Genomic DNA, 19284 nt, shown 5'->3' with positions numbered 1-19284 from the left:
AGCGGAGGGTTAGCTGCTTCGCCAGGAGGAAAGAAGACACGGATCGTTGACGGGCGATCACTTCCTGTTGATTTTCCTTGGCTTTCCCCACTTTATTCTCCTTAAAGCGGAATATTGTCGTGCTTCTTCCAAGGATTGCTCAGGTCTTTATTGCGAAGCATCTTTAGGCCCCGCGCCAGCCGTCGGCGTGTGGAATGCGGCATGATGACCTCGTCCACGTAACCGCGCTCGGCAGCGACGAACGGAGAAAGGAACCGATCTTCGTACATCTTCGTATGCGCGCTGATCTTTTCGGGATCGGCGATATCCTTGCGGAAGATGATTTCGACGGCCCCCTTCGCGCCCATCACGGCGATCTGAGCCGTCGGCCAAGCATAGTTCAAGTCCCCCCTCAAATGCTTCGATGCCATGACGTCATAGGCCCCGCCGAACGCCTTGCGCGTGATGACGGTGAGCTTCGGCACCGTCGCCTCCGCATAGGCGAACAGCAGTTTCGCACCATGCTTGATCAGCCCGCCATATTCCTGGGCGGTTCCAGGCAGGAAGCCGGGCACGTCCACAAAGGTTACGATCGGAATGTTGAAGCAGTCGCAGAAGCGGACGAACCGCGCTGCCTTTCGCGACGCATCGCTGTCGAGCACGCCGGCGAGCACCATCGGCTGGTTTGCCACGAAACCGACGGTCGAGCCTTCGATCCGACCGAAGCCGCAGACGATATTTTTGGCGAAGCTCGCCTGGATCTCGAAGAAATCACCCTCATCCACCGTCTTTAGGATCAATTCCTTGATGTCGTAGGGCTTGTTCGCGTTCGCTGGCACCAGTGTGTCGAGCGATGCATCGGCATCTGTCACCGACTGGTAACATTCGATTTCGGGCACCGGTGATGTGTTCGACTGCGGTAGCAGGTCGATGAGTCGCCGAACCTGCAGCAACGCCTCGACGTCATTGTCGTAGGCGCCGTCGGCAATCGAGGATTTGGTCGTATGCACCGAGGCGCCACCGAGCTCTTCCGCGGTGACGGTCTCATTCGTCACCGTCTTCACCACGTCGGGGCCGGTCACGAACATGTAGGAGGTATCACGGACCATGAAGATGAAATCGGTCATGGCGGGCGAGTAAACGTCACCGCCGGCACATGGACCCATGATGACCGAGATTTGCGGAATGACGCCGGAGGCGAGCACATTGCGTTGGAAGACCTCCGCATACCCGCCCAGCGCCGCCACGCCTTCCTGGATACGCGCGCCGCCGGCATCATAGATGCCGATGATCGGCGCTCTGTTCTTGAGCGCCATATCCTGAACCTTCATGATCTTCTCGGCATGCGCTTCCGAGAGCGAACCGCCGAACACCGTGAAGTCCTTCGCGAAGACGAATACCGTTCGCCCGTTCACCGTTCCCCAACCGGTGACCACGCCGTCACCGGCGATCCGCGTCTTGTCCATGCCAAAATCGTTGGATCGATGCTCGACAAACATGTCGAACTCCTCAAAGGAGTCCTCGTCCAGGAAAAGATCGATCCGCTCACGTGCCGTCAGCTTGCCGCGCTGATGCTGCGCGTCGATACGCCCCTTGCCTCCACCGAGCCGTGCAATGCCGCGCCGGCGTTCGAGTTCTTCAAGAATTTCCTTCATGGATACTCCTCGCCGCGGATCACGCGGCTGGTTCAAGCGCGTCCGGCGCTCAGTGAGAAAGCGGAACGAATGCGAGCGGCGATATCCTCGGCGAGGATCTCGTCGGCTGCCGCTGGACTACTGGAGAAGCTTGTCACTTCAAACGCACTGACGGCGATGACCGAACCATCGTCGACGGAGGCGGCATCGACGCTGACCTTTGCGACATTCCGGCTCTTGTCGAAGCCCTGGCCCTTTTCGACAAAAAGGATCCGGATTGTCAGCACAACGCGCGGATAGACGTCTGTTCGCACCGTAGCGTTTATCGCGGCATTTACTCGATCGCCGACACCGGCAAGGATTGCTGGCGGGATCTTCTGCGCGCTGACAACGACAGCGCTTCGCACGTCATAGACCGGGGCGGGTTGCTCCTTTGCGAAAATCGAGCACGAGGCAAGCGCGATGCAAACCAGCGCCACCGGTAAAAAGCACGACTTGACCCAGCTCATTAAGAAAATCCGCATCCGCCCCCAATAGACTCGCAGATTTTCGCGATAACCCGGCTCAACGCAATATGTTTCAGCCCTTCAAGGCCAAAAAAACGTCCGCAGCGGCATTGAAGTCCTCAAAGCGCTTCGCGCGCCGCTCTTCGGCTTCTTCGTCACTGCCCCAATGCTCGATCGTCCAATCCTCATCGAGATGCGCGAGCGACCAAACCTTGTCCGCCGGCAGAGTGCCATCGGCGAAGGCAAGCGCCAGCAGCGCGGAGCCGGTCAGTGTCGTGATGGTGTGCAAGGCCGCCAGGGTCGTCGCATCGTCGTGCCGCCTCAATGCTGCGGAATACGCAGAAATTGCTTCCGGCGGCTGGTCATGGTGCATGACGCCTTCGATCAGGATGAAGCGCGCACCGAGCGAGTTGCCGGCCCAATCGAGCACCGGGTCCCAAAGATCTCTCTGGCGCTCGACGAGGGCTTGCGGCGCTTCGGCACGATAGCAAAGCAGATCGCTCGAGGAGAAGCGCACGATATCGTCGAAGACGGCTTGCGTGTCGGCTGCAACTCCGTCGATGGCGGTGTTGACGAGCCGAGTCACAGGCATGGTCGAGGGGTCGATCACCTCAACCTGCGCCTCCCATTCGTGTACCAAAAGCTCCGCAAGTGGCTTCGTCGCGACAACAAGCAGTTTGCGCGCTGGCGTACGAATGGCCTTGCCGTCCAGCTCGATGGAATGGCCTTCGTCGACTTCCGCGATCGTGACAGCCTTGTAGAAGCGCTTCGGCAACGGCTTCTTCATCTGGATCTGGGCACGGCGAATAGGGTCCGGATGGCTCAATCCTTCCGCCAGGTCGTTCAACAGATCACGCATGCTTCACCTCAGGAAAAATGCTTCAAAACGTCACTCGGGTGACGAACAATGCCGTCGGCCCCTGCAGACACCAGATCGTCCACGCTCGCATAGCCCCACGACACGCCAACCGCTTTCGCGCCCGCGGCCTTCGCCATCTGCATATCGTAGATGGCATCGCCGATAACAATCGCATCGGCGGGATTCATGCCGATCTCGCTGCAGCACTCCATTACCATAGCTGGATGGGGCTTCGATGGGCAGTCGTCAGCCGTGCGCGAAACGATAAAATGGGGTGCGAAACCGTGTGTTTCGAGAATGTGGACAAGACCGCGACGCGACTTGCCCGTTACCGCTCCGATCAGGATGTCATCGTTCTGCGCCAATTCATCGATCAACGGCCTGATGCCATTGAACAGCGGCACGTCCATTCCAGGTTCGTCACGAACACCGGCATAGATCGTCTTGTAGTGTGCCGTCATCGCGATCGCTTCGTCGTCCACGTGCGGCTTTCCCTGCATCCGCGCAATGGCGATATCCAGCGTCAGTCCGATGATCGACTTCGTCAACGAGACATCCGGCCTATCGTATCCGAAGTGCACGAAGGTCCGCGCCATCACCTCATGGATCAGTGCTGCGCTGTCGACCAGCGTGCCGTCACAATCGAAGAGCGCCAGTCTCATTCGTCATCGGCTCCGTCGGCAGAGTTCTCATCAAATCCCAGCAGGTTCCAGGTCTGGACCATATGCGGAGGCAGCGGCGCGGTGATGCGAAGGCGCCCTCCGGACGGATGCGGGATGTCGATGTGGCGTGCGTGCAGGTGCAGTCGCTTTTGAACGCCGCCGGGAAAATCCCAGTTCGGATCATCGTCGAAATATTTGGGATCCCCAATGATCGGGTGACCGATATGGAGCGCATGGACGCGAAGCTGATGCGTACGGCCGGTATAGGGCTCCATTTCAAGCCAGGCGAGCCTCTGCGCCGCCGTCTCGACCACGCGGTAGTAGGAAACGGCGTGGTCGGCGCCCTCCTCACCATGCTTGGCAATCCGCATGCGGTCGCCATCCGGCGTTGCTTCCTTCACAAGCCAAGTCGAGATCTTGTCCTCGCGCTTGCGCGGTACCCCCTTCACGAGCGACCAGTAGGTCTTCTTCGTGTCGCGTTCCCGAAAGGCGGCTGTCAGCTTTTGGGCGGCGCCGCGGGTGCGTGCGATGACCAGGACACCCGATGTGTCCCTGTCCAAGCGATGCACCAGGCGCGGCTTCTCGCCTTTCGGACTGGTCCAGGCTTCGAGCATCTTGTCGATATGGCGTGTCACGCCTGAGCCGCCCTGCACCGCAAGGCCCGCGGGCTTGTTAAGGACGATGACCTTGTCGTCTTCGTGCAGCACCATCCGCGACAACAGTTCGAAATCGCCGGAGTGCTTGAGATCGCGGCCAGCGATCGGTCCGGTTTTCGCCTTGGCATCGACATCAAGCGGTGGCACGCGCACCATCTGTCCGGGCTGCACACGCGTGTCGCTTTTAACCCGCCCACCGTCGACGCGAACCTGTCCGGAGCGAAGCAGCTTCTGGAGCGGGCCGAAACCGAGGCCCGGGAAGTGCACCTTGAACCAGCGGTCGAGCCGCATGCCCGCCTCATCCGGCTCCACCTTTTTGTGTTCAATACCCGCCATACGTCATCTTTCGGAAAATGGTTTCCGCGCACGGCGCGGCCTTTGCGGCTGGCTTTAGAGCATTTTTGCCGAAAACGGAAATCGTAATCTCACAAGATCGCGCGCATGAGTGCCAGTCCGCCGATCACCGCGGCCAAGGAGAGGCCGACGCTGGCAGCGATATAGACCGCGCTGGCGACAGTTGCGCCACGCTCGCAGAGCGAAATTGCATCGAGCGAGAACGAGGAGAAGGTTGTAAGACCGCCGAGGAAGCCGGTGATCAGTAGCAGGCGCAATTCCGGCGAGGCATCGAAGCGCCGGACGATCATCTCCGCGAATACGCCGATGATGAAGCAGCCAACAACGTTGACGGTCAGTGTCCCCCACGGAAATGCCGGCCCTGCAATCCTGAGTGCCAACTGGCCGACATAGTATCTAAGCACGGAACCGATCGCACCGCCGACGGCGACAAGGAAGGCCTGAATCATGGATCTACTCTGTTTTGACGCGCGGGACATTCCAATCATCTGCGGGGAAGATCAAGATGCATAAAATGCTAGCGGTTGATTTAGCCAGTTAAGAACCCCCGCGCCTTATCGTGTCACCATGACAGTCTTGGTTGGCAGCATATCCGCAAGCACCGCCGCCGCAGCGTTTGAAACGCTTCGGATTCCACAGCGTGTGTCCGCAAGTACCTCTGCCAAAGAGTCTCGCCGCGCCGCCGATCGTCAAACCAAGGCAGCCAGCGGCCAGGACGTCGAAGAGCCCGCCAATATCATTCAATCGACGGAAGTCGCGCTAGATCTCATGACGATGGGGCAAAGGCAGCCGCAGGCCGGGTTGAAACAGGCCCTGGAATTCTACAGCGAGAGCTGAGCGTTGCCGGATTTTCTCACCCGCAGCGACCTATCATTAGAAGCGCGCGACAAAAATTTGTTCGGCGGCGACATTCCCCCTTGCCAACTACAGCCCTGGCCAGATAATTGCCCTCGACCTTGTTGGGAGAAGCTGGTCGTCTACGACCGGTGCCGAAGGAGCAACCGCCCCGGAAACTCTCAGGCCAAAGGACCAGCAAGGGGCAGACGGAACTCTGGAGAGAAGCGTTCTCGAAACGCTCGCCGAAGGGATAACAATCTCAGGCACAGGGACAGAGGGGGCTCGAAGTACAAGGCGCAACTGCGTCTGAAGATTTGAGCCCGCGCATGGAATTCCAGGCGCAAACCCCGGAGGCGTCGTTGGACGATACTGCTGCCCTCAAGAAAACCCCGCTGCATCAGCTGCATCTGTCACTTGGCGCCCGTATGGTGCCGTTTGCAGGCTATGACATGCCGGTGCAATATCCGGCCGGTGTGATGAAGGAGCACATCCAGACCCGCACGTCCGCCGGTGTTTTCGACGTGTCCCATATGGGCCAGGTCGTCATCAAGGCAAAGTCCGGAAAGTATGAGGACGCCGCGCTGGCGCTGGAAAGCCTCGTTCCGGTCGATATCCTCGGCCTCGCGGAAGGTCGCCAACGCTACGGTTTCTTCACCGATGAGAACGGCGGAATTCTCGACGACCTTATGATCACCCATCTCGACGATCACTTGTTCGTCGTCGTCAATGCGGCCTGCAAGGATGACGACCTTGCCCATCTCCAGAAGCATATCGGCGATAGCTGCGACATCACGCTCCTTGATCGCGCGCTCATCGCCCTCCAGGGACCGCGCTCCGTCGAGGTGCTCGCGGAACTGTGGGCAGATGTCGCCGCGATGAAATTCATGGACGTGCGCCACTGCCGGCTGCACGACGTTTCCTGTCTGGTCTCCCGCTCCGGCTACAGCGGCGAGGACGGCTTCGAAATCTCCATTCCCAAAGACAAGGCGGAGGATGTCGCCAAGCGGTTGCTTGAACATCCGGACGTCGCGCCGATCGGGCTTGGCGCTCGTGACAGCCTGCGCCTTGAGGCCGGCCTCTGCCTGTATGGCAACGACATCGACACGACCACCACGCCCGTGGAAGCCGCGCTTGAATGGGGAATGCAGAAGGCCCGCAAGTCCGGCGGCACTCGCGCCGGCGGTTTCCCCGGCGCTGATCGCATTCTGCGCGAGTTGGAAAGCGGCGCGACCCGCCGGCGTGTCGGCCTGAAGCCCGAGGGCAAGGCCCCGGTTCGCGGCCACGCCAAGCTCTTTGCGGATTCCGAAGGCAAGACGGAAATCGGCGAAGTGACCTCGGGTGGCTTCGGCCCCTCGGTCGAGGGTCCCGTTGCGATGGGTTATGTGCAGCTTCCCCACGCAGCCGTTGGAACGCAAGTTTACGCCGAAGTGCGCGGCAAATACCTGCCTGTCACGGTCAGCGCCCTTCCCTTCATCACACCGACCTACAAACGCTGAAACATTTTCCGGAGATTACAATCATGCTGAAATTTACCGAAGAACACGAGTGGCTGAAAATCGAAGGCGCTGTCGCAACGGTCGGTATTACCAATTATGCCGTCGATCAGCTTGGCGACCTCGTTTTCGTCGAACTGCCTGAAGTTGGCGCCACCTTCTCCAAGAACGACAACGCGGCCACCGTCGAGTCCGTCAAGGCTGCTTCCGACGTCTATTGTCCGCTCGATGGTGAGATCACCGAAGTCAATCCTGCGATCGTCGCCGATCCGTCGCTGGTCAATTCCGATCCCCAGGGCGCCGGCTGGTTCTTCAAGCTGAAGCTGGCAAACGCCACCGATGCCGATGGCCTGCTCGATGAAGCGGCCTACAAGGAGCTCACCGCGTAATGACGACGCCGACCGAATTCCAGTTTACAGACTACCAGCCGTATGACTTCGCCAACCGTCGCCATATTGGCCCCTCGCCGGCTGAAATGGCTGACATGCTTGGTGTCATCGGCTACAGCAGCCTCGACGGGCTGATCGACGCCACCGTGCCGCCCTCCATCCGTCAGAAGGCGCCGCTTGTCTGGGGCGCGCCGATGACGGAACGCGAGGCGCTCGACAAGCTGCGCGAGACGGCCAACAAGAACAAGGTGCTCGTCTCGCTGATTGGCCAAGGCTATTACGGCACGATCACGCCGCCGGTTATCCAGCGCACCATCCTGGAAAACCCCGCCTGGTACACGGCCTATACGCCCTACCAGCCGGAAATCAGTCAGGGCCGCCTCGAGGCGCTGCTCAATTACCAGACCATGATCTGCGACCTCACCGGTCTCGATGTCGCCAACGCATCGCTGCTCGATGAAGCGACTGCTGCTGCCGAGGGCATGGCAATGGCGGAGCGCGTCTCCAAGTCGAAGGTGAAGGCCTTCTTCGTCGATGCCGCCTGCCATCCGCAGACGATCGAGCTGATCAAGACCCGCGCCGAACCGCTCGGCTGGAGCGTCATCGTCGGCAATCCGTTCACCGATCTGGACCCGGTCGACGTCTTCGGCGCCATCTTTCAGTATCCGAGCACGCATGGCCATGTTCATGATTTCACCGGCCTGATTTCGCGCCTGCATCAGACCGGTGCCATCGCGATCGTCGCAGCCGACATCCTCGCTCTGACGCTTCTGAAGTCGCCCGGGGAAATGGGCGCCGACATCGCCATCGGCAATTCTCAGCGCTTCGGCGTTCCTGTTGGATATGGCGGCCCGCATGCGGCCTACATGTCGGTCAAGGACGCACACAAGCGCTCCATGCCCGGCCGTCTCGTCGGTGTTTCCGTCGATGCTCGCGGTAACCGCGCCTATCGCCTGTCGCTGCAGACCCGCGAACAGCATATTCGTCGCGAAAAGGCGACGTCGAACATCTGCACAGCGCAGGTGCTGCTTGCCGTCATGGCCTCGATGTACGCCGTCTTCCATGGCCCGAAGGGCATCAAGGCGATCGCACAGCAGGTTCATCAGAAGGCCGTGCTGATGGCCAAGGGCCTGGAAAAGCTCGGCTACACCATCGAGCCCGAAACTTTCTTCGACACCATTACTGTCGATGTCGGCCATATGCAGGGCCTCATCATGCGGGCAGCCGTCGCCGAAGGTGTGAACCTGCGCAAGGTCGGCGCGACGAAGATCGGCATGAGCCTTGACGAGCGTACGCGCCCGGCAACGCTGGAAGCCGTCTGGCGCGCCTTCGGCGGCAATTTTGCTGTCGGCGACTTCGAGCCGAGCTATCGCCTGCCGAAGGGCCTCGCCCGCACCAGCGAGTACCTGACGCATCCGATCTTCCACATGAACCGCGCCGAAAGCGAGATGACCCGTTACATCCGCCGGCTGTCGGACCGCGATCTGGCGCTCGATCGCGCGATGATCCCGCTCGGCTCATGCACGATGAAGCTGAACGCTACAGCGGAAATGCTGCCGATCACCTGGCCTGAGTTCTCGGATATTCATCCGTATGTTCCAGCCGATCAGGCGCTCGGTTATCGCGAGATGATCGACGATCTGACGGAAAAGCTCTGCGCCGTAACCGGCTATGATGCCTTCTCCATGCAGCCGAACTCCGGCGCGCAGGGCGAATATGCTGGCCTGCTGACGATCCGCAACTACCATATCGCCAACGGCAACGGCCATCGCGACGTTTGCCTCATCCCGACGTCGGCGCACGGAACCAATCCTGCCTCGGCACAGATGGTCGGCATGAAGGTCGTGGTCGTCAAGGTTCGTGAGAACGGCGACATCGACATGGATGATTTCCGCGCCAAGGCGGAGCAGTATTCGGTGAACCTCTCCTGCTGCATGATCACCTACCCGTCGACACACGGCGTCTTCGAAGAAACCGTCAAGGAAATCTGCGACCTCGTGCACAAGCATGGTGGCCAGGTTTATCTCGACGGTGCCAACATGAACGCCATGGTCGGCTTGTCCCGTCCTGGTGACATCGGTTCCGACGTCAGCCACCTCAACTTGCACAAGACGTTCTGTATCCCGCATGGCGGCGGCGGCCCGGGCATGGGTCCGATCGGCGTCAAGGCGCATCTGGCACCCTACCTTCCGGGTCATCCGGAAACCGACGGTCGTAAGGGCGCGGTATCGGCTGCGGCTTTCGGCTCGGCATCGATCCTGCCGATCTCCTGGAGCTACTGCCTGATGATGGGCGGCGAAGGCCTGACGCAGGCGACGAAGGTGGCGATCCTCAACGCCAACTACATCGCCGCACGGCTGAAGGGCGCCTACGACGTGCTCTACAAGTCCGAGGCCGGGCGCGTGGCGCATGAGTGCATCATTGACACGCGCCCGCTGGTCGATAGCGCCGGCGTGACGGTCGACGACGTCGCAAAGCGCCTGATCGACTGCGGCTTCCACGCCCCGACCATGAGCTGGCCGGTCGCCGGCACGCTCATGATCGAGCCGACGGAGTCGGAAACCAAAGCCGAACTCGACCGCTTTTGCGAGGCGATGCTGGCGATCCGCCAGGAGGCCCGCGACATCGAGGAAGGTCGCTCGGACAAGGTCAATAACCCGCTGAAGAACGCCCCGCACACAGTCGAGGATCTCGTCGGCGAATGGGATCGTCCTTATTCGCGCGAACAGGCCTGCTTCCCACCCGGCGCCTTCCGCGTCGACAAGTACTGGTCACCGGTCAACCGCGTCGACAACGTCTTCGGCGACCGCAACCTGATTTGTACCTGCCCGCCGGTTGAGAGCTACGCGGAAGCTGCTGAGTAACATCCGAACGGCCTTCCCTTTTCAGGGAGGGCCGTTCCGCACTTACACTGGAAATGAAGGTCCGCGCGGAATGCCAAAAGACGACAGCGATTCTCTGACGCAGGCTCCCTGGCCAAAGCCGGTCCTGCTTGCCCTTGAAGAGCCGGGCAACTACGTGACGATCGCAACGACGCAGGCGGCCTCCTGGACGATGATCGAGGATTGGCCGACCGAAGACGGTCCGGCGCTCGACCGCGCCTTGTTGATCTGCGCCGACGTCGTCAAGGGCAAGCGCACGAACGAGGATGCACGACGTGCCTTCATAGAAGCTGCCATCGAAGCGGGCATCGACATCAAGAGCTGACAAGCGGTCCAACCTCCCTTGGACCAAGGCTTCGTTCGGTACCGGCTTGCGCGCTGCATGCGCACACACGCGATCTGTTCTTTGGCCCCAATCCACCATATTGATTGCCGCGTGATCGCGTCAGCGATCGTTTGACGATTGTCGCGTAAGCTCAGGAATATGATGACGTATTCTTCCACCCTCAACCCGCTTCGCCTCTACAGCACGCGACGGGTTGCACCCTATTTCAGGCGCGAGTTCAAACGGGTCGGCGCCAAGCCGCCAAAGGTACGCATTGGTTACACCGATGCCGGGAATCCGCCTCGAGATGTTCGGATCGAGCGGCATGGGCAACACTTCATCCTCGTTCTCGAGAGCGCCGCGACACGGTGGTTTTCCGGATACATGCGGTACAAGGTCTGCAGCTATGCCTATTGGCTGAGCCTGTGCCCGCCAGAGGTGAGGTACATCACCGTGAACGCCTCGGATGGAGAGGCGGTCTCCAACGCACGATTTGCGGCGTCCGTGCGGTTGCCTCAGCATGTGGGGCTGCCAGATCCGCACTTCTTCCAGAACGACGGCTTTGCCGCCGAGTTGGAGCGCGGCCAGACAGCGCCGCGCTGGGAGGAGCGCTCGAACGACATCGTCTGGCGCGGCGGCATGAACGGCTGCGGCTGGGCGAGCTTTTCGCCGGAAGACATCAACAATCCCGCCGTCCTTCAGAGGATCCGGATGGTCTTGCAACTCAGGGACATGGCGGGACTGGACGTCAAGTTCGTCGATCTCCATCCGACTGCGGACGACTACGGCACGCTGGCGGACCGGCAAAAGCTTCTGGGGCAGCCGATTGCGGCCCAAAGTTGGCTTGGGCGCAAGTTCGCGATTGATATCGATGGCTATACCAACACCTGGTCGAACCTCCTGGTGCGCATGCTCTACGGATGCTGCGTGCTGAAGGTCGAGTCACAATTCGGCTTTCGCCAGTGGTATTATGACGAACTCAAGCCGTTCGAACACTATGTACCGGTCGCTGCCGACATGTCGGACTTTCGCGAGAAGATCGATTGGGTGCGCAGCCAACAAATCGAAGCCAAGGCCATTGCGGAACGTGGTCAGGCGCTGGCACGTAAGCTTACTTTCGCAACCCAGGCGCGGCGCGCTGCCAACCTCATCGAAGAACACTGGGATCGGGACTAACTGGCTTAAACGGCTGCCAGTACCGGTGCCTCACGAACGGTCTTGAAGTAGGCAATGGTGCGCGTCAGGCCGTCGCGGAGCGGAACGCTCGGCGTCCAGTCCAAAAGCCGCCTCGCCTTTTCGATATCCGGCAACCTCTGACGCGGATCATCTACGGGTAGAGGGCGATGGACGATGCGTGAATTGGAGTTGGTCAATTCGAGGATGAGGTCCGCCAACTGTCGGATCGTAAACTCTTCCGGATTGCCAAGATTGATCGGACCCGTAACATCCGGACGACTGCTCATCATGGCCATCAGACCCGCGACCAGGTCGTCCGCGTAGCAAAACGACCGCGTCTGTGTTCCGTCGCCATAGACGGTGATGTCGTCGCCCGATAGCGCCTGCTTGATGAAATTTGCGACAACCCTTCCATCGGCGGGATGCATGTGCGGCCCGTAGGTGTTGAAGATGCGCACGACCTTGATCGGTAGTTCGAACTGGCGGCGATAGTCGAAAAACAATGTCTCGGCGCTCCGCTTCCCCTCGTCGTAGCAAGCACGCGGGCCAATCGGATTGACGTTGCCCCAGTAGTTTTCCGATTGCGGATGGACATGGGGATCGCCATAAACCTCCGATGTCGATGCCTGCAATACCGGAATATTCCTGTCTCGAGCCAGCTCGAGCATGTTGAGCGCGCCGACGACACTCGTCTTCAACGTGGCGATCGGGTCGGCCTGATAATGGACCGGTGAGGCTGGGCATGCGAGGTTATAGATCTCGTCAACCTCGAGGTTCACGGCCTCGTTCACGTCCTGAGTAAGCAAGCTGAAGGCGGGGTTATTGAGCAATTCCGCGACATTGTGCATGGAGCCCGTCGAGAAATTATCCATGCAGACAACCCGATGCCCTCCGTCGAGCAGCCTTCTGCAAAGATGTGTGCCGACGAAGCCGGCGCCGCCGGTAACAAGAATGCGTTTATTCATAGTGGCTTGCGCTTGTTTGTGACGTCGCAGGCCTATCGCGGATTCTGCCTGCCTTCAAGGGAGCCGGCCTGAAACTAGAGGAGCGAGTAGGCTGCTGAGGCGAGCGCTGCGAGGCCGAAGAGTATCAGCAGATAGCTTGTTCCGCGCACGACCTTTGCTGTAAAATTCATTGGCAATTTGCCCCTGGCGACACTGACCGTACCACTCAGAAGAAACCACCAAGCAAGCGATCCGCTGAAGACGCCGCCCACGATCACGGCCGAGCTGAAACGCCGCGTTTCCTCCGTCAACCCGAAACCGGCGAACAGCGCGCCAAAGGAGAGAATGGTGGCCGGGTTGGAGATTGTCAGAAAAAACGTTGCAGCTGTTGTGCCCAGGAGGCCCGCCGCCCTGACATTTGCAGCCCTGACCGGATCGTGCGTCAGCCCTCGATAGCCCAGCGCCAGGAGCAATAAGCCTCCGCCAATCGCCAGAGGCAGCGTTGCTACCGACATGGCCTGCTCGAAGACCGCGATTCCGGTTACTGCGACCAGGGCATAACTGGCATCACCGAGCGCCGTTCCGAGGCCACAGGAGAAGCCAGCAGTAAAGCCGCGCTCCAATGTACGATTGATACACAGCATTCCAATCGGCCCCAGCGGGGCCGTGATGATGACGCCCAGCAGGGCGCCCTTCGCAAACAGCAATAGCATTGGTCAGTCGCTTCCCCTCCACAGGAGACAATCCCGCGGACTTTCGAAAGAGAGCCCTTAAGGCGCTATTGCGAAGAGGTAAAATCAAAAAGGCCGCCGAACCGGCGGCCTAATCGAGAATTCGAATGATTGTGACAATCAGTGCGCAGGCACGACAGCATTGCCCTGGGCAGCAAGCGCCGCAAGGTCTGCAGGCTTCAGTTCCACGGATTCGCCGCAGCCGCACGCAGACGTCTGGTTTGGATTGGTAAAGGTAAAACCGGAGCGCAACGTCGTGCTCTCGAAGCCCATTTCGGTGCCGAGGAGATACAGCACTGCTGATGGTTCGACCCAGACCTTGGCGCCATCCCGCTCGATCAAATCGTCCTTGGCGTTCGGATCGGTCACGAGGTCGATGGTATACTCCATCCCTGCACAGCCGCCCTTCTTGATCCCGACGCGAATGCCTTTGGCCTCTGATCCGGAGTTCTCGACGATCGCCTTCACGCGGTTCGCAGCGGTCTCCGTCATGCTCATGATTGCAAAGCCCATGGGCCTTTTCTCCTTCCGCGCACGGATTCAAGGTCCGGCGTTTCATGATTCAAATGTAGTGCCAGTAGCTTAACCGATCAATACCAGCCGACGGCGACCTGCGCCTCTTCCGACATTCTGTCCGGCGTCCACGGCGGATCGAAGGTCATCTCGACCTCGACGCCGGATACGCCCTCAACCGCGCCGACCGCGTTCTCCACCCAACCCGGCATCTCACCGGCAACGGGGCAGCCCGGCGCAGTCAGCGTCATCATGATCTTCACCATGCGATCGTCTTCGATGTCGATCTTGTAGACCAGCCCGAGCTCGAAAATGTCAGCCGGAATTTCAGGGTCATAGACCGTCTTGAGCGCCGAAATTACGTCGTCGCTCAGCCGCGCCAGTTCGTCGGCCGGAATGCTGGAATGCACGATGCCTTCGCGCACGTCGATCTTCTGTTCGCTTTCGTCCAAGCTCATATGGACACTCCTTAGGCAAAGAACTTGCGCGCATAATCAAGCGCATCTGCCAAGGCATCGACCTCGGCCCGTGTATTGTACATCCCGAAGGACGCGCGGCATGTGGAGGTGACGCCGAAGCGTTTCAAGAGCGGCATGGCGCAATGCGTGCCCGCGCGGACCGCAACACCCTGACGGTCGATTACCATCGACACGTCATGTGCATGCAGACCGGCAAGCTCGAAGGAGAAGATACCACCTTTGCCCGGCGCCGTGCCGAACACCCGCAACGAATTGACCGCCTGCAGCCGCTCCGCGGCGTAGGCCGCGAGATCAGCCTCATGGCGCGCGATCGCCTCGCGGCCAACCTTTTCCATGTAGTCGAGCGCATAGCCGAGCCCGATCGCCTGGACGATCGGCGGCGTGCCAGCTTCGAAGCGATGTGGCGGATCGTTGTAGGTCACGGCATCCTCTGTCACCTCGAAGATCATCTCGCCGCCGCCCTGGAAGGGCCGCATCTCGCGAAGCCGCTCCTTCTTGCCATACAGCACGCCGATGCCCGACGGCCCGTAAAGCTTGTGGCCGGTCATCACGTACCAGTCGCAATCGATATCCTGCACGTCGACAGGCATATGGACGGCGCCCTGCGAACCATCAACCAGTACAGGAATGCCGCGCTCATGCGCGATCCGGCAGATTTCCTTGACCGGAACCACCGTGCCGAGCGCATTCGACATATGCGTGATCGCGACGAGCTTGGTCCGCTCCGTCAGGCTCTTTTCGAAATCCTCGACGTGGAAAGCACCCTCGTCGTCGACGGGTACCCAGACCAGCTTGGCACCCTGCCGCTCACGGATGAAATGCCACGGTACGATGTTGGAGTGATGCTCCATGATCGAGATGACGATCTCGTCGCCCTCGCCGAGCTTGGGCATGCCCCAGCCATAGGCGACGGTGTTGATCGCTTCCGTTGAAGACTTCGTGAACACGATGTCGTTGATATCAGGCGCGTTCAAGAAGCGCCGGACCTTCTCGCGAGCGCCCTCATAGGCGTCCGTGGCCGCATTCGAGAGGAAATGCAGACCACGATGAACGTTCGCATACTCGTTCGAATAGGCGTGGGAAATCGCGTCGATGACGGCCTGCGGCTTCTGGGCGGAGGCGCCGTTGTCGAGATAGACCAGCGGCTTGCCATAGACTTCCTTCGCAAGGATCGGGAAATCCTTGCGAATGGCTTCGACGTCGTATGCGGTTGCCGGAACTATCTTGTCCATGACGCTATCCGATCAGGCGTGCTTTTCGAGCCAGGCCGAGATGACGCCTTCCAGCGCCTCGACCAGAGCTTCGTCTTCCAGTTCCTCGACGATTTCGGCAACGAAGGCATTGACGAGCATGGCGCGCGCCTTGTTCTCCGGAATGCCGCGCGCCATCATGTAGTAGAGATGGTTGTCGTCGATGTCGGCAACGGTTGCACCGTGACCGCACTGAACGTCGTCAGCGAAGATCTCGAGCTCCGGCTTCACCGAGAACTCGGCGTCGTCAGATATCAATAGAGTGTTGCACGCCATCTTCGCGTCGGTCTTCTGCGCATCGGGCGCAACGCGGATCATACCCTGGAATACACCCTTGGCGCGGTCGAAGACGACGTTACGGATCACTTCCGTGGAACCTGTATGCGGGACGTTATGGCCGAGAACCATGGTAACGTCCGTATGCGTTTCAGCGCCCAGCAGGTTGATCCCGCGAAGCGTCAGATCGGCGCCCTCACCAGTCACCTTGATGTGCAGTTCCTGGCGAACCAGCTTGCCGCCGGCATTGATGACGAACAGCTTCAGCTTGGCATCGGCGCCGAGATCGACACGGATCTGGCCGAGGTGCGTATCATCAGCGCCCTGTTGCTGGATGATGATCCAGGTGAGCTCGGTACCCTCGCCAACCGTGATGTCACTGATGTGGGACACGAAAGCCGCATCCGACGTCACTGCAAGGTGACGTTCGATGACCGTCGCCTTTACGTTCGCGCCGAAGGTGACCGGCAGGCGCGTATGCGTCTGGCCGCCAGCGTGAACAAACTGGATCTCAAGCGGTTGGTCAAACGTCGTTTCCGAGGCAACGTCAATGACGTAGCCATCGCGAACGAAGCTGCCGTTGATCCGGCCGATCGCGTCGTCATTGCCGAGCGCGCCGAGGCTGGTGGCAGCCGTGCCGTTGGAGAGCTGAGCCGCATAGCCTGATATGTCCAGACCATCGACCGAAGCCTTGAGATCAGGAACACCCTGAATAACCGACAAAACGGAGGACTCTTCGACCAGCGGGTCGCGAGCTTCGGAGCCGGCGTCGCCAGCCTGATCCGGAATGGCGCGCAGCAGGGTCTTGAGGTCGGTATAGTGCCAGGCCTCGATGCGGCGCGTCGGCAAACCGGCCTTCTTCAGGTCGTCAAGCAGCCTGTCCCGGATGGCGATGACCGAACCGTCGCCCGGCAGTTCGCCGATCTGGTTGTTGAAAGCCTCGATGAGCGCCGCTTCCGCGGCGGTCTGGCGGCTCGTCGTCTGCATGTTCATGAGACTCGTCCTTTCCGCCTCAATCAGGCTGCCGCACCGATGATGTCGGCGTAGCCATTGGCTTCCAGCTCGTGCGCCAGCGTCTTGTCGCCCGACTTGATCACCTGCCCCTTGTAGAGAACGTGAACGGTATCCGGGACGATGTAGTCGAGCAGGCGCTGGTAGTGCGTGATGACGACGACAGCGCGATCCGGCGAACGCAGCGCGTTGACGCCGTCGGCAACGATTTTCAGCGCGTCGATGTCGAGACCGGAGTCGGTTTCGTCGAGAACGCAAAGCTGTGGCTGCAGGAGGGCCATCTGCAGGATTTCGGCGCGCTTCTTCTCACCGCCGGAGAAACCGACGTTCAGCGGGCGCTTCAGCATTTCAGTGTTGATCTGCAGCTTGCCGGCTGCGTCCTTGACGAGGCGCATGAAGTCAGGCGTCTTCAGCTCTTCTTCGCCGCGCGCCTTGCGCTGCTCGTTCATCGCAACCTTGAGAAACTGCATGGTGGCAACGCCCGGAATTTCGACCGGGTACTGGAAGGCCAGGAAGATGCCCTTGGCGGCACGCTCGGCAGCGTCGAGCTCCAGAATGCTCTCGCCGTTGTAGAGGATGTCGCCTTCGGTGACTTCGTAGTCTTCGCGGCCGGACAGGATGTAGGAGAGCGTCGACTTGCCGGAGCCGTTCGGGCCCATGATGGCGGCCACTTCGCCGGCCTTCACGGTGAGGTTCAAGCCGCGGATGATCTCGGTGCCGTCTTCGGCGATGCGGGCGTGCAGGTTCTTAATTTCAAGCATGGTATTTTCCCATAAAAAGCAATCGGAGAAAGGCGCGCTCCACGCGCCCTCGCGCATTCATGTCGTGTCGCGTCAGCCGACGCTGCCTTCAAGCGAGATGCTGATGAGCTTCTGCGCTTCGACAGCAAATTCCATCGGCAGTTCCTGCAGGACTTCCTTGACGAAGCCGTTGACGATCAGGGCGATCGCCGCTTCCTCCGGAATGCCGCGCTGCAGGCAATAGAAGAGCTGGTCTTCCGAGATCTTCGAGGTGGTCGCCTCGTGCTCGAACTGCGCCGTGGAGTTCTTCGCCTCGATATAGGGAACCGTGTGGGCGCCGCACTTGTCGCCAATCAGCAGCGAGTCGCACTGCGTGAAGTTGCGGGCGTTGGATGCCTTGCGGTGCGCCGAGACCTGGCCGCGATAGGTGTTCTGCGACACGCCCGCGGCGATACCCTTGGAGATGATACGGCTCGACGTGTTCTTGCCGAGATGGATCATCTTCGTGCCGCTATCGACCTGCTGGTGGCCGTTGGAGACGGCGATCGAGTAGAACTCGCCTCTGGAGTCATCGCCGCGCAGGATGCAGGATGGGTACTTCCAGGTGATAGCCGAACCGGTCTCGACCTGCGTCCACGAAATCTTCGAGCGGTCGCCACGGCAATCGCCGCGCTTGGTGACGAAGTTGTAGATGCCGCCCTTGCCCTGCGCATCGCCCGGATACCAGTTCTGGACCGTCGAGTACTTGATCTCGGCATCATCGAGCGCAACGAGCTCAACGACAGCGGCATGCAGCTGGTTTTCGTCGCGCTGCGGCGCGGTGCAGCCTTCGAGGTAGGAGACGTATGCGCCTTCCTCGGCGATGATCAGCGTGCGTTCGAACTGGCCCGTATTCTTTTCGTTGATGCGGAAGTAGGTGGACAGCTCCATCGGGCAGCGAACGCCCTTCGGAACGAACACGAACGAACCATCGGTGAAGACGGCCGAGTTCAGGGTCGCGTAGTAATTGTCGGAGGTCGGAACGACGGAGCCGAGGTACTTCTGCACCAGTTCCGGATGCTCGCGAATGGCTTCCGAGATCGACATGAAGATCACACCGACCTTCTTAAGCTCTTCCTTGAAGGTCGTGACAACGGAGACAGAGTCGAAGACGGCATCGACGGCGATCTTCGGCTTCTCGACGCCAGCCAGGATTTCCTGTTCCTTGAGCGGAATGCCAAGCTTTTCGTAGACCTTGAGGATTTCAGGATCGACTTCGTCAAGCGACTTCGGGCCGGGCGTGCTTTTCGGCGCGGCGTAGTAATAGATGTCGTTGAAATCGATCTTCGGATAATCGACGCGAGCCCAGGTGGGCTCCTCCAAGGTCAGCCAGCGCTTGTAGGCTTCCAGACGCCATTCGAGCATCCACTCCGGCTCCTGCTTCTTGGCGGAGATGAAACGGATGATGTCTTCGGACAAGCCCTTGGGCGCCTTGTCCATTTCGATAATGGTCTCGAAACCGTATTTGTACTGATCGACGTCAATCTGACGAACGCGATCAACCGTTTCCTGGACGGCGGGCATGTCATTCTCCAATCTCGCCGGAGAA

The 19284-nt window shown here is 60.0% G+C and carries 20 protein-coding genes and 2 riboswitches; of the genes, 6 read left to right on the top strand and 14 right to left on the bottom strand.

Features of this window, described 5'->3' with window-relative positions:
- Positions 1-101 precede the first annotated feature (101 nt).
- The 6 genes from AF71_RS05485 to crcB all read right to left on the bottom strand — a co-directional run bounded on the left by AF71_RS05485 (position 102) and on the right by crcB (position 5099).
- Positions 102-1634 carry an acyl-CoA carboxylase subunit beta gene (locus tag AF71_RS05485; RefSeq protein WP_018854927.1) on the bottom strand — a complete coding sequence of 511 codons (1533 nt, stop codon included), beginning with the start codon at positions 1632-1634 and terminating at the stop codon, positions 102-104.
- 32 nt (positions 1635-1666) lie between these two features.
- On the bottom strand, positions 1667-2122 hold the full coding sequence (locus AF71_RS05480) for a hypothetical protein (protein WP_029792331.1): 456 nt from the start codon (positions 2120-2122) through the stop codon (positions 1667-1669).
- A gap of 70 nt (positions 2123-2192) precedes the next feature.
- Positions 2193-2978, bottom strand: a complete 786-nt coding sequence (locus AF71_RS05475) for an ATP12 family chaperone protein (RefSeq protein WP_029792333.1) — start codon at positions 2976-2978, stop codon at positions 2193-2195.
- A gap of 8 nt (positions 2979-2986) precedes the next feature.
- On the bottom strand, positions 2987-3640 hold the full coding sequence (locus AF71_RS05470) for an HAD-IA family hydrolase (protein ID WP_018854924.1): 654 nt from the start codon (positions 3638-3640) through the stop codon (positions 2987-2989).
- Positions 3637-4632, bottom strand: a complete 996-nt coding sequence (locus tag AF71_RS05465; protein WP_018854923.1) for an RluA family pseudouridine synthase — start codon at positions 4630-4632, stop codon at positions 3637-3639. The genes AF71_RS05470 and AF71_RS05465 overlap by 4 nt, the downstream gene beginning before the upstream one ends.
- An 89-nt stretch (positions 4633-4721) precedes the next feature.
- Positions 4722-5099: a fluoride efflux transporter CrcB gene (gene crcB, locus AF71_RS05460; RefSeq protein WP_018854922.1), complete on the bottom strand. Its 378-nt coding sequence runs from the start codon at positions 5097-5099 to the stop codon at positions 4722-4724.
- A 118-nt stretch (positions 5100-5217) separates the two neighbouring features.
- Here crcB and AF71_RS05455 point away from each other — a divergent pair, with 118 nt between their 5' ends.
- From AF71_RS05455 to AF71_RS05430, 6 genes are all read left to right on the top strand, one after another.
- Positions 5218-5487, top strand: coding sequence for a hypothetical protein (locus AF71_RS05455; RefSeq protein WP_018854921.1), 270 nt, complete (start codon positions 5218-5220; stop codon positions 5485-5487).
- A gap of 113 nt (positions 5488-5600) precedes the next feature.
- A riboswitch (glycine riboswitch) is annotated at positions 5601-5688 on the top strand.
- A gap of 3 nt (positions 5689-5691) precedes the next feature.
- Positions 5692-5772, top strand: a riboswitch (glycine riboswitch).
- Between the two features lie 74 nt (positions 5773-5846).
- The gene (gene gcvT, locus AF71_RS05450; RefSeq protein WP_026371482.1) at positions 5847-6983 is read left to right on the top strand and encodes a glycine cleavage system aminomethyltransferase GcvT; all 1137 of its coding nucleotides are present in this window, start codon (positions 5847-5849) and stop codon (positions 6981-6983) included.
- A 23-nt stretch (positions 6984-7006) separates the two neighbouring features.
- Entirely contained in the window at positions 7007-7369 is a 363-nt protein-coding gene (gene gcvH / locus AF71_RS05445) for a glycine cleavage system protein GcvH (RefSeq protein ID WP_018854919.1), read from the top strand.
- The gene (gene gcvP / locus AF71_RS05440; RefSeq protein ID WP_018854918.1) at positions 7369-10233 is read left to right on the top strand and encodes an aminomethyl-transferring glycine dehydrogenase; all 2865 of its coding nucleotides are present in this window, start codon (positions 7369-7371) and stop codon (positions 10231-10233) included. The genes gcvH and gcvP overlap by 1 nt, the downstream gene beginning before the upstream one ends.
- Before the next feature lie 70 nt (positions 10234-10303).
- Positions 10304-10576 (top strand): DUF982 domain-containing protein, encoded by a 273-nt coding sequence (locus AF71_RS05435; RefSeq protein WP_018854917.1) that lies wholly within the window; start codon positions 10304-10306, stop codon positions 10574-10576.
- Between the two features lie 159 nt (positions 10577-10735).
- Positions 10736-11752, top strand: a complete 1017-nt coding sequence (locus tag AF71_RS05430; RefSeq protein WP_113471524.1) for a glycosyl transferase family 90 — start codon at positions 10736-10738, stop codon at positions 11750-11752.
- Positions 11753-11757: 5 nt separating this feature from the next.
- Here AF71_RS05430 and AF71_RS05425 read toward each other — a convergent pair whose 3' ends face one another.
- The 8 genes from AF71_RS05425 to sufB form a co-directional block, all read right to left on the bottom strand.
- Positions 11758-12717 carry a UDP-glucuronic acid decarboxylase family protein gene (locus AF71_RS05425; RefSeq protein ID WP_029792338.1) on the bottom strand — a complete coding sequence of 320 codons (960 nt, stop codon included), beginning with the start codon at positions 12715-12717 and terminating at the stop codon, positions 11758-11760.
- Positions 12718-12791: 74 nt separating this feature from the next.
- Positions 12792-13409 carry a LysE family transporter gene (locus tag AF71_RS05420; protein WP_018854914.1) on the bottom strand — a complete coding sequence of 206 codons (618 nt, stop codon included), beginning with the start codon at positions 13407-13409 and terminating at the stop codon, positions 12792-12794.
- A 138-nt stretch (positions 13410-13547) separates the two neighbouring features.
- Positions 13548-13940, bottom strand: a complete 393-nt coding sequence (sufA, locus tag AF71_RS05415) for a Fe-S cluster assembly scaffold SufA (RefSeq protein WP_018854913.1) — start codon at positions 13938-13940, stop codon at positions 13548-13550.
- Between the two features lie 77 nt (positions 13941-14017).
- Positions 14018-14398 carry an SUF system Fe-S cluster assembly protein gene (locus tag AF71_RS05410; RefSeq protein WP_018854912.1) on the bottom strand — a complete coding sequence of 127 codons (381 nt, stop codon included), beginning with the start codon at positions 14396-14398 and terminating at the stop codon, positions 14018-14020.
- An 11-nt stretch (positions 14399-14409) separates the two neighbouring features.
- A complete protein-coding gene (locus AF71_RS05405) occupies positions 14410-15651 on the bottom strand; it encodes a cysteine desulfurase (RefSeq protein ID WP_018854911.1) in 1242 nt (413 codons plus the stop codon).
- A gap of 12 nt (positions 15652-15663) precedes the next feature.
- Positions 15664-16938 carry a Fe-S cluster assembly protein SufD gene (gene sufD / locus AF71_RS05400; protein ID WP_029792339.1) on the bottom strand — a complete coding sequence of 425 codons (1275 nt, stop codon included), beginning with the start codon at positions 16936-16938 and terminating at the stop codon, positions 15664-15666.
- Positions 16939-16961: 23 nt separating this feature from the next.
- The gene (gene sufC / locus AF71_RS05395) at positions 16962-17717 is read right to left on the bottom strand and encodes a Fe-S cluster assembly ATPase SufC (protein WP_018854909.1); all 756 of its coding nucleotides are present in this window, start codon (positions 17715-17717) and stop codon (positions 16962-16964) included.
- 72 nt (positions 17718-17789) lie between these two features.
- A complete protein-coding gene (gene sufB, locus AF71_RS05390) occupies positions 17790-19259 on the bottom strand; it encodes a Fe-S cluster assembly protein SufB (protein WP_029792341.1) in 1470 nt (489 codons plus the stop codon).
- Positions 19260-19284: the final 25 nt, after the last annotated feature.

It is taken from the genome of Rhizobium sp. 57MFTsu3.2 (assembly GCF_012932765.1).
Lineage (GTDB): Bacteria > Pseudomonadota > Alphaproteobacteria > Rhizobiales > Rhizobiaceae > Rhizobium > Rhizobium altiplani.
This window is presented reverse-complemented; position numbering and strand designations above follow the sequence as displayed.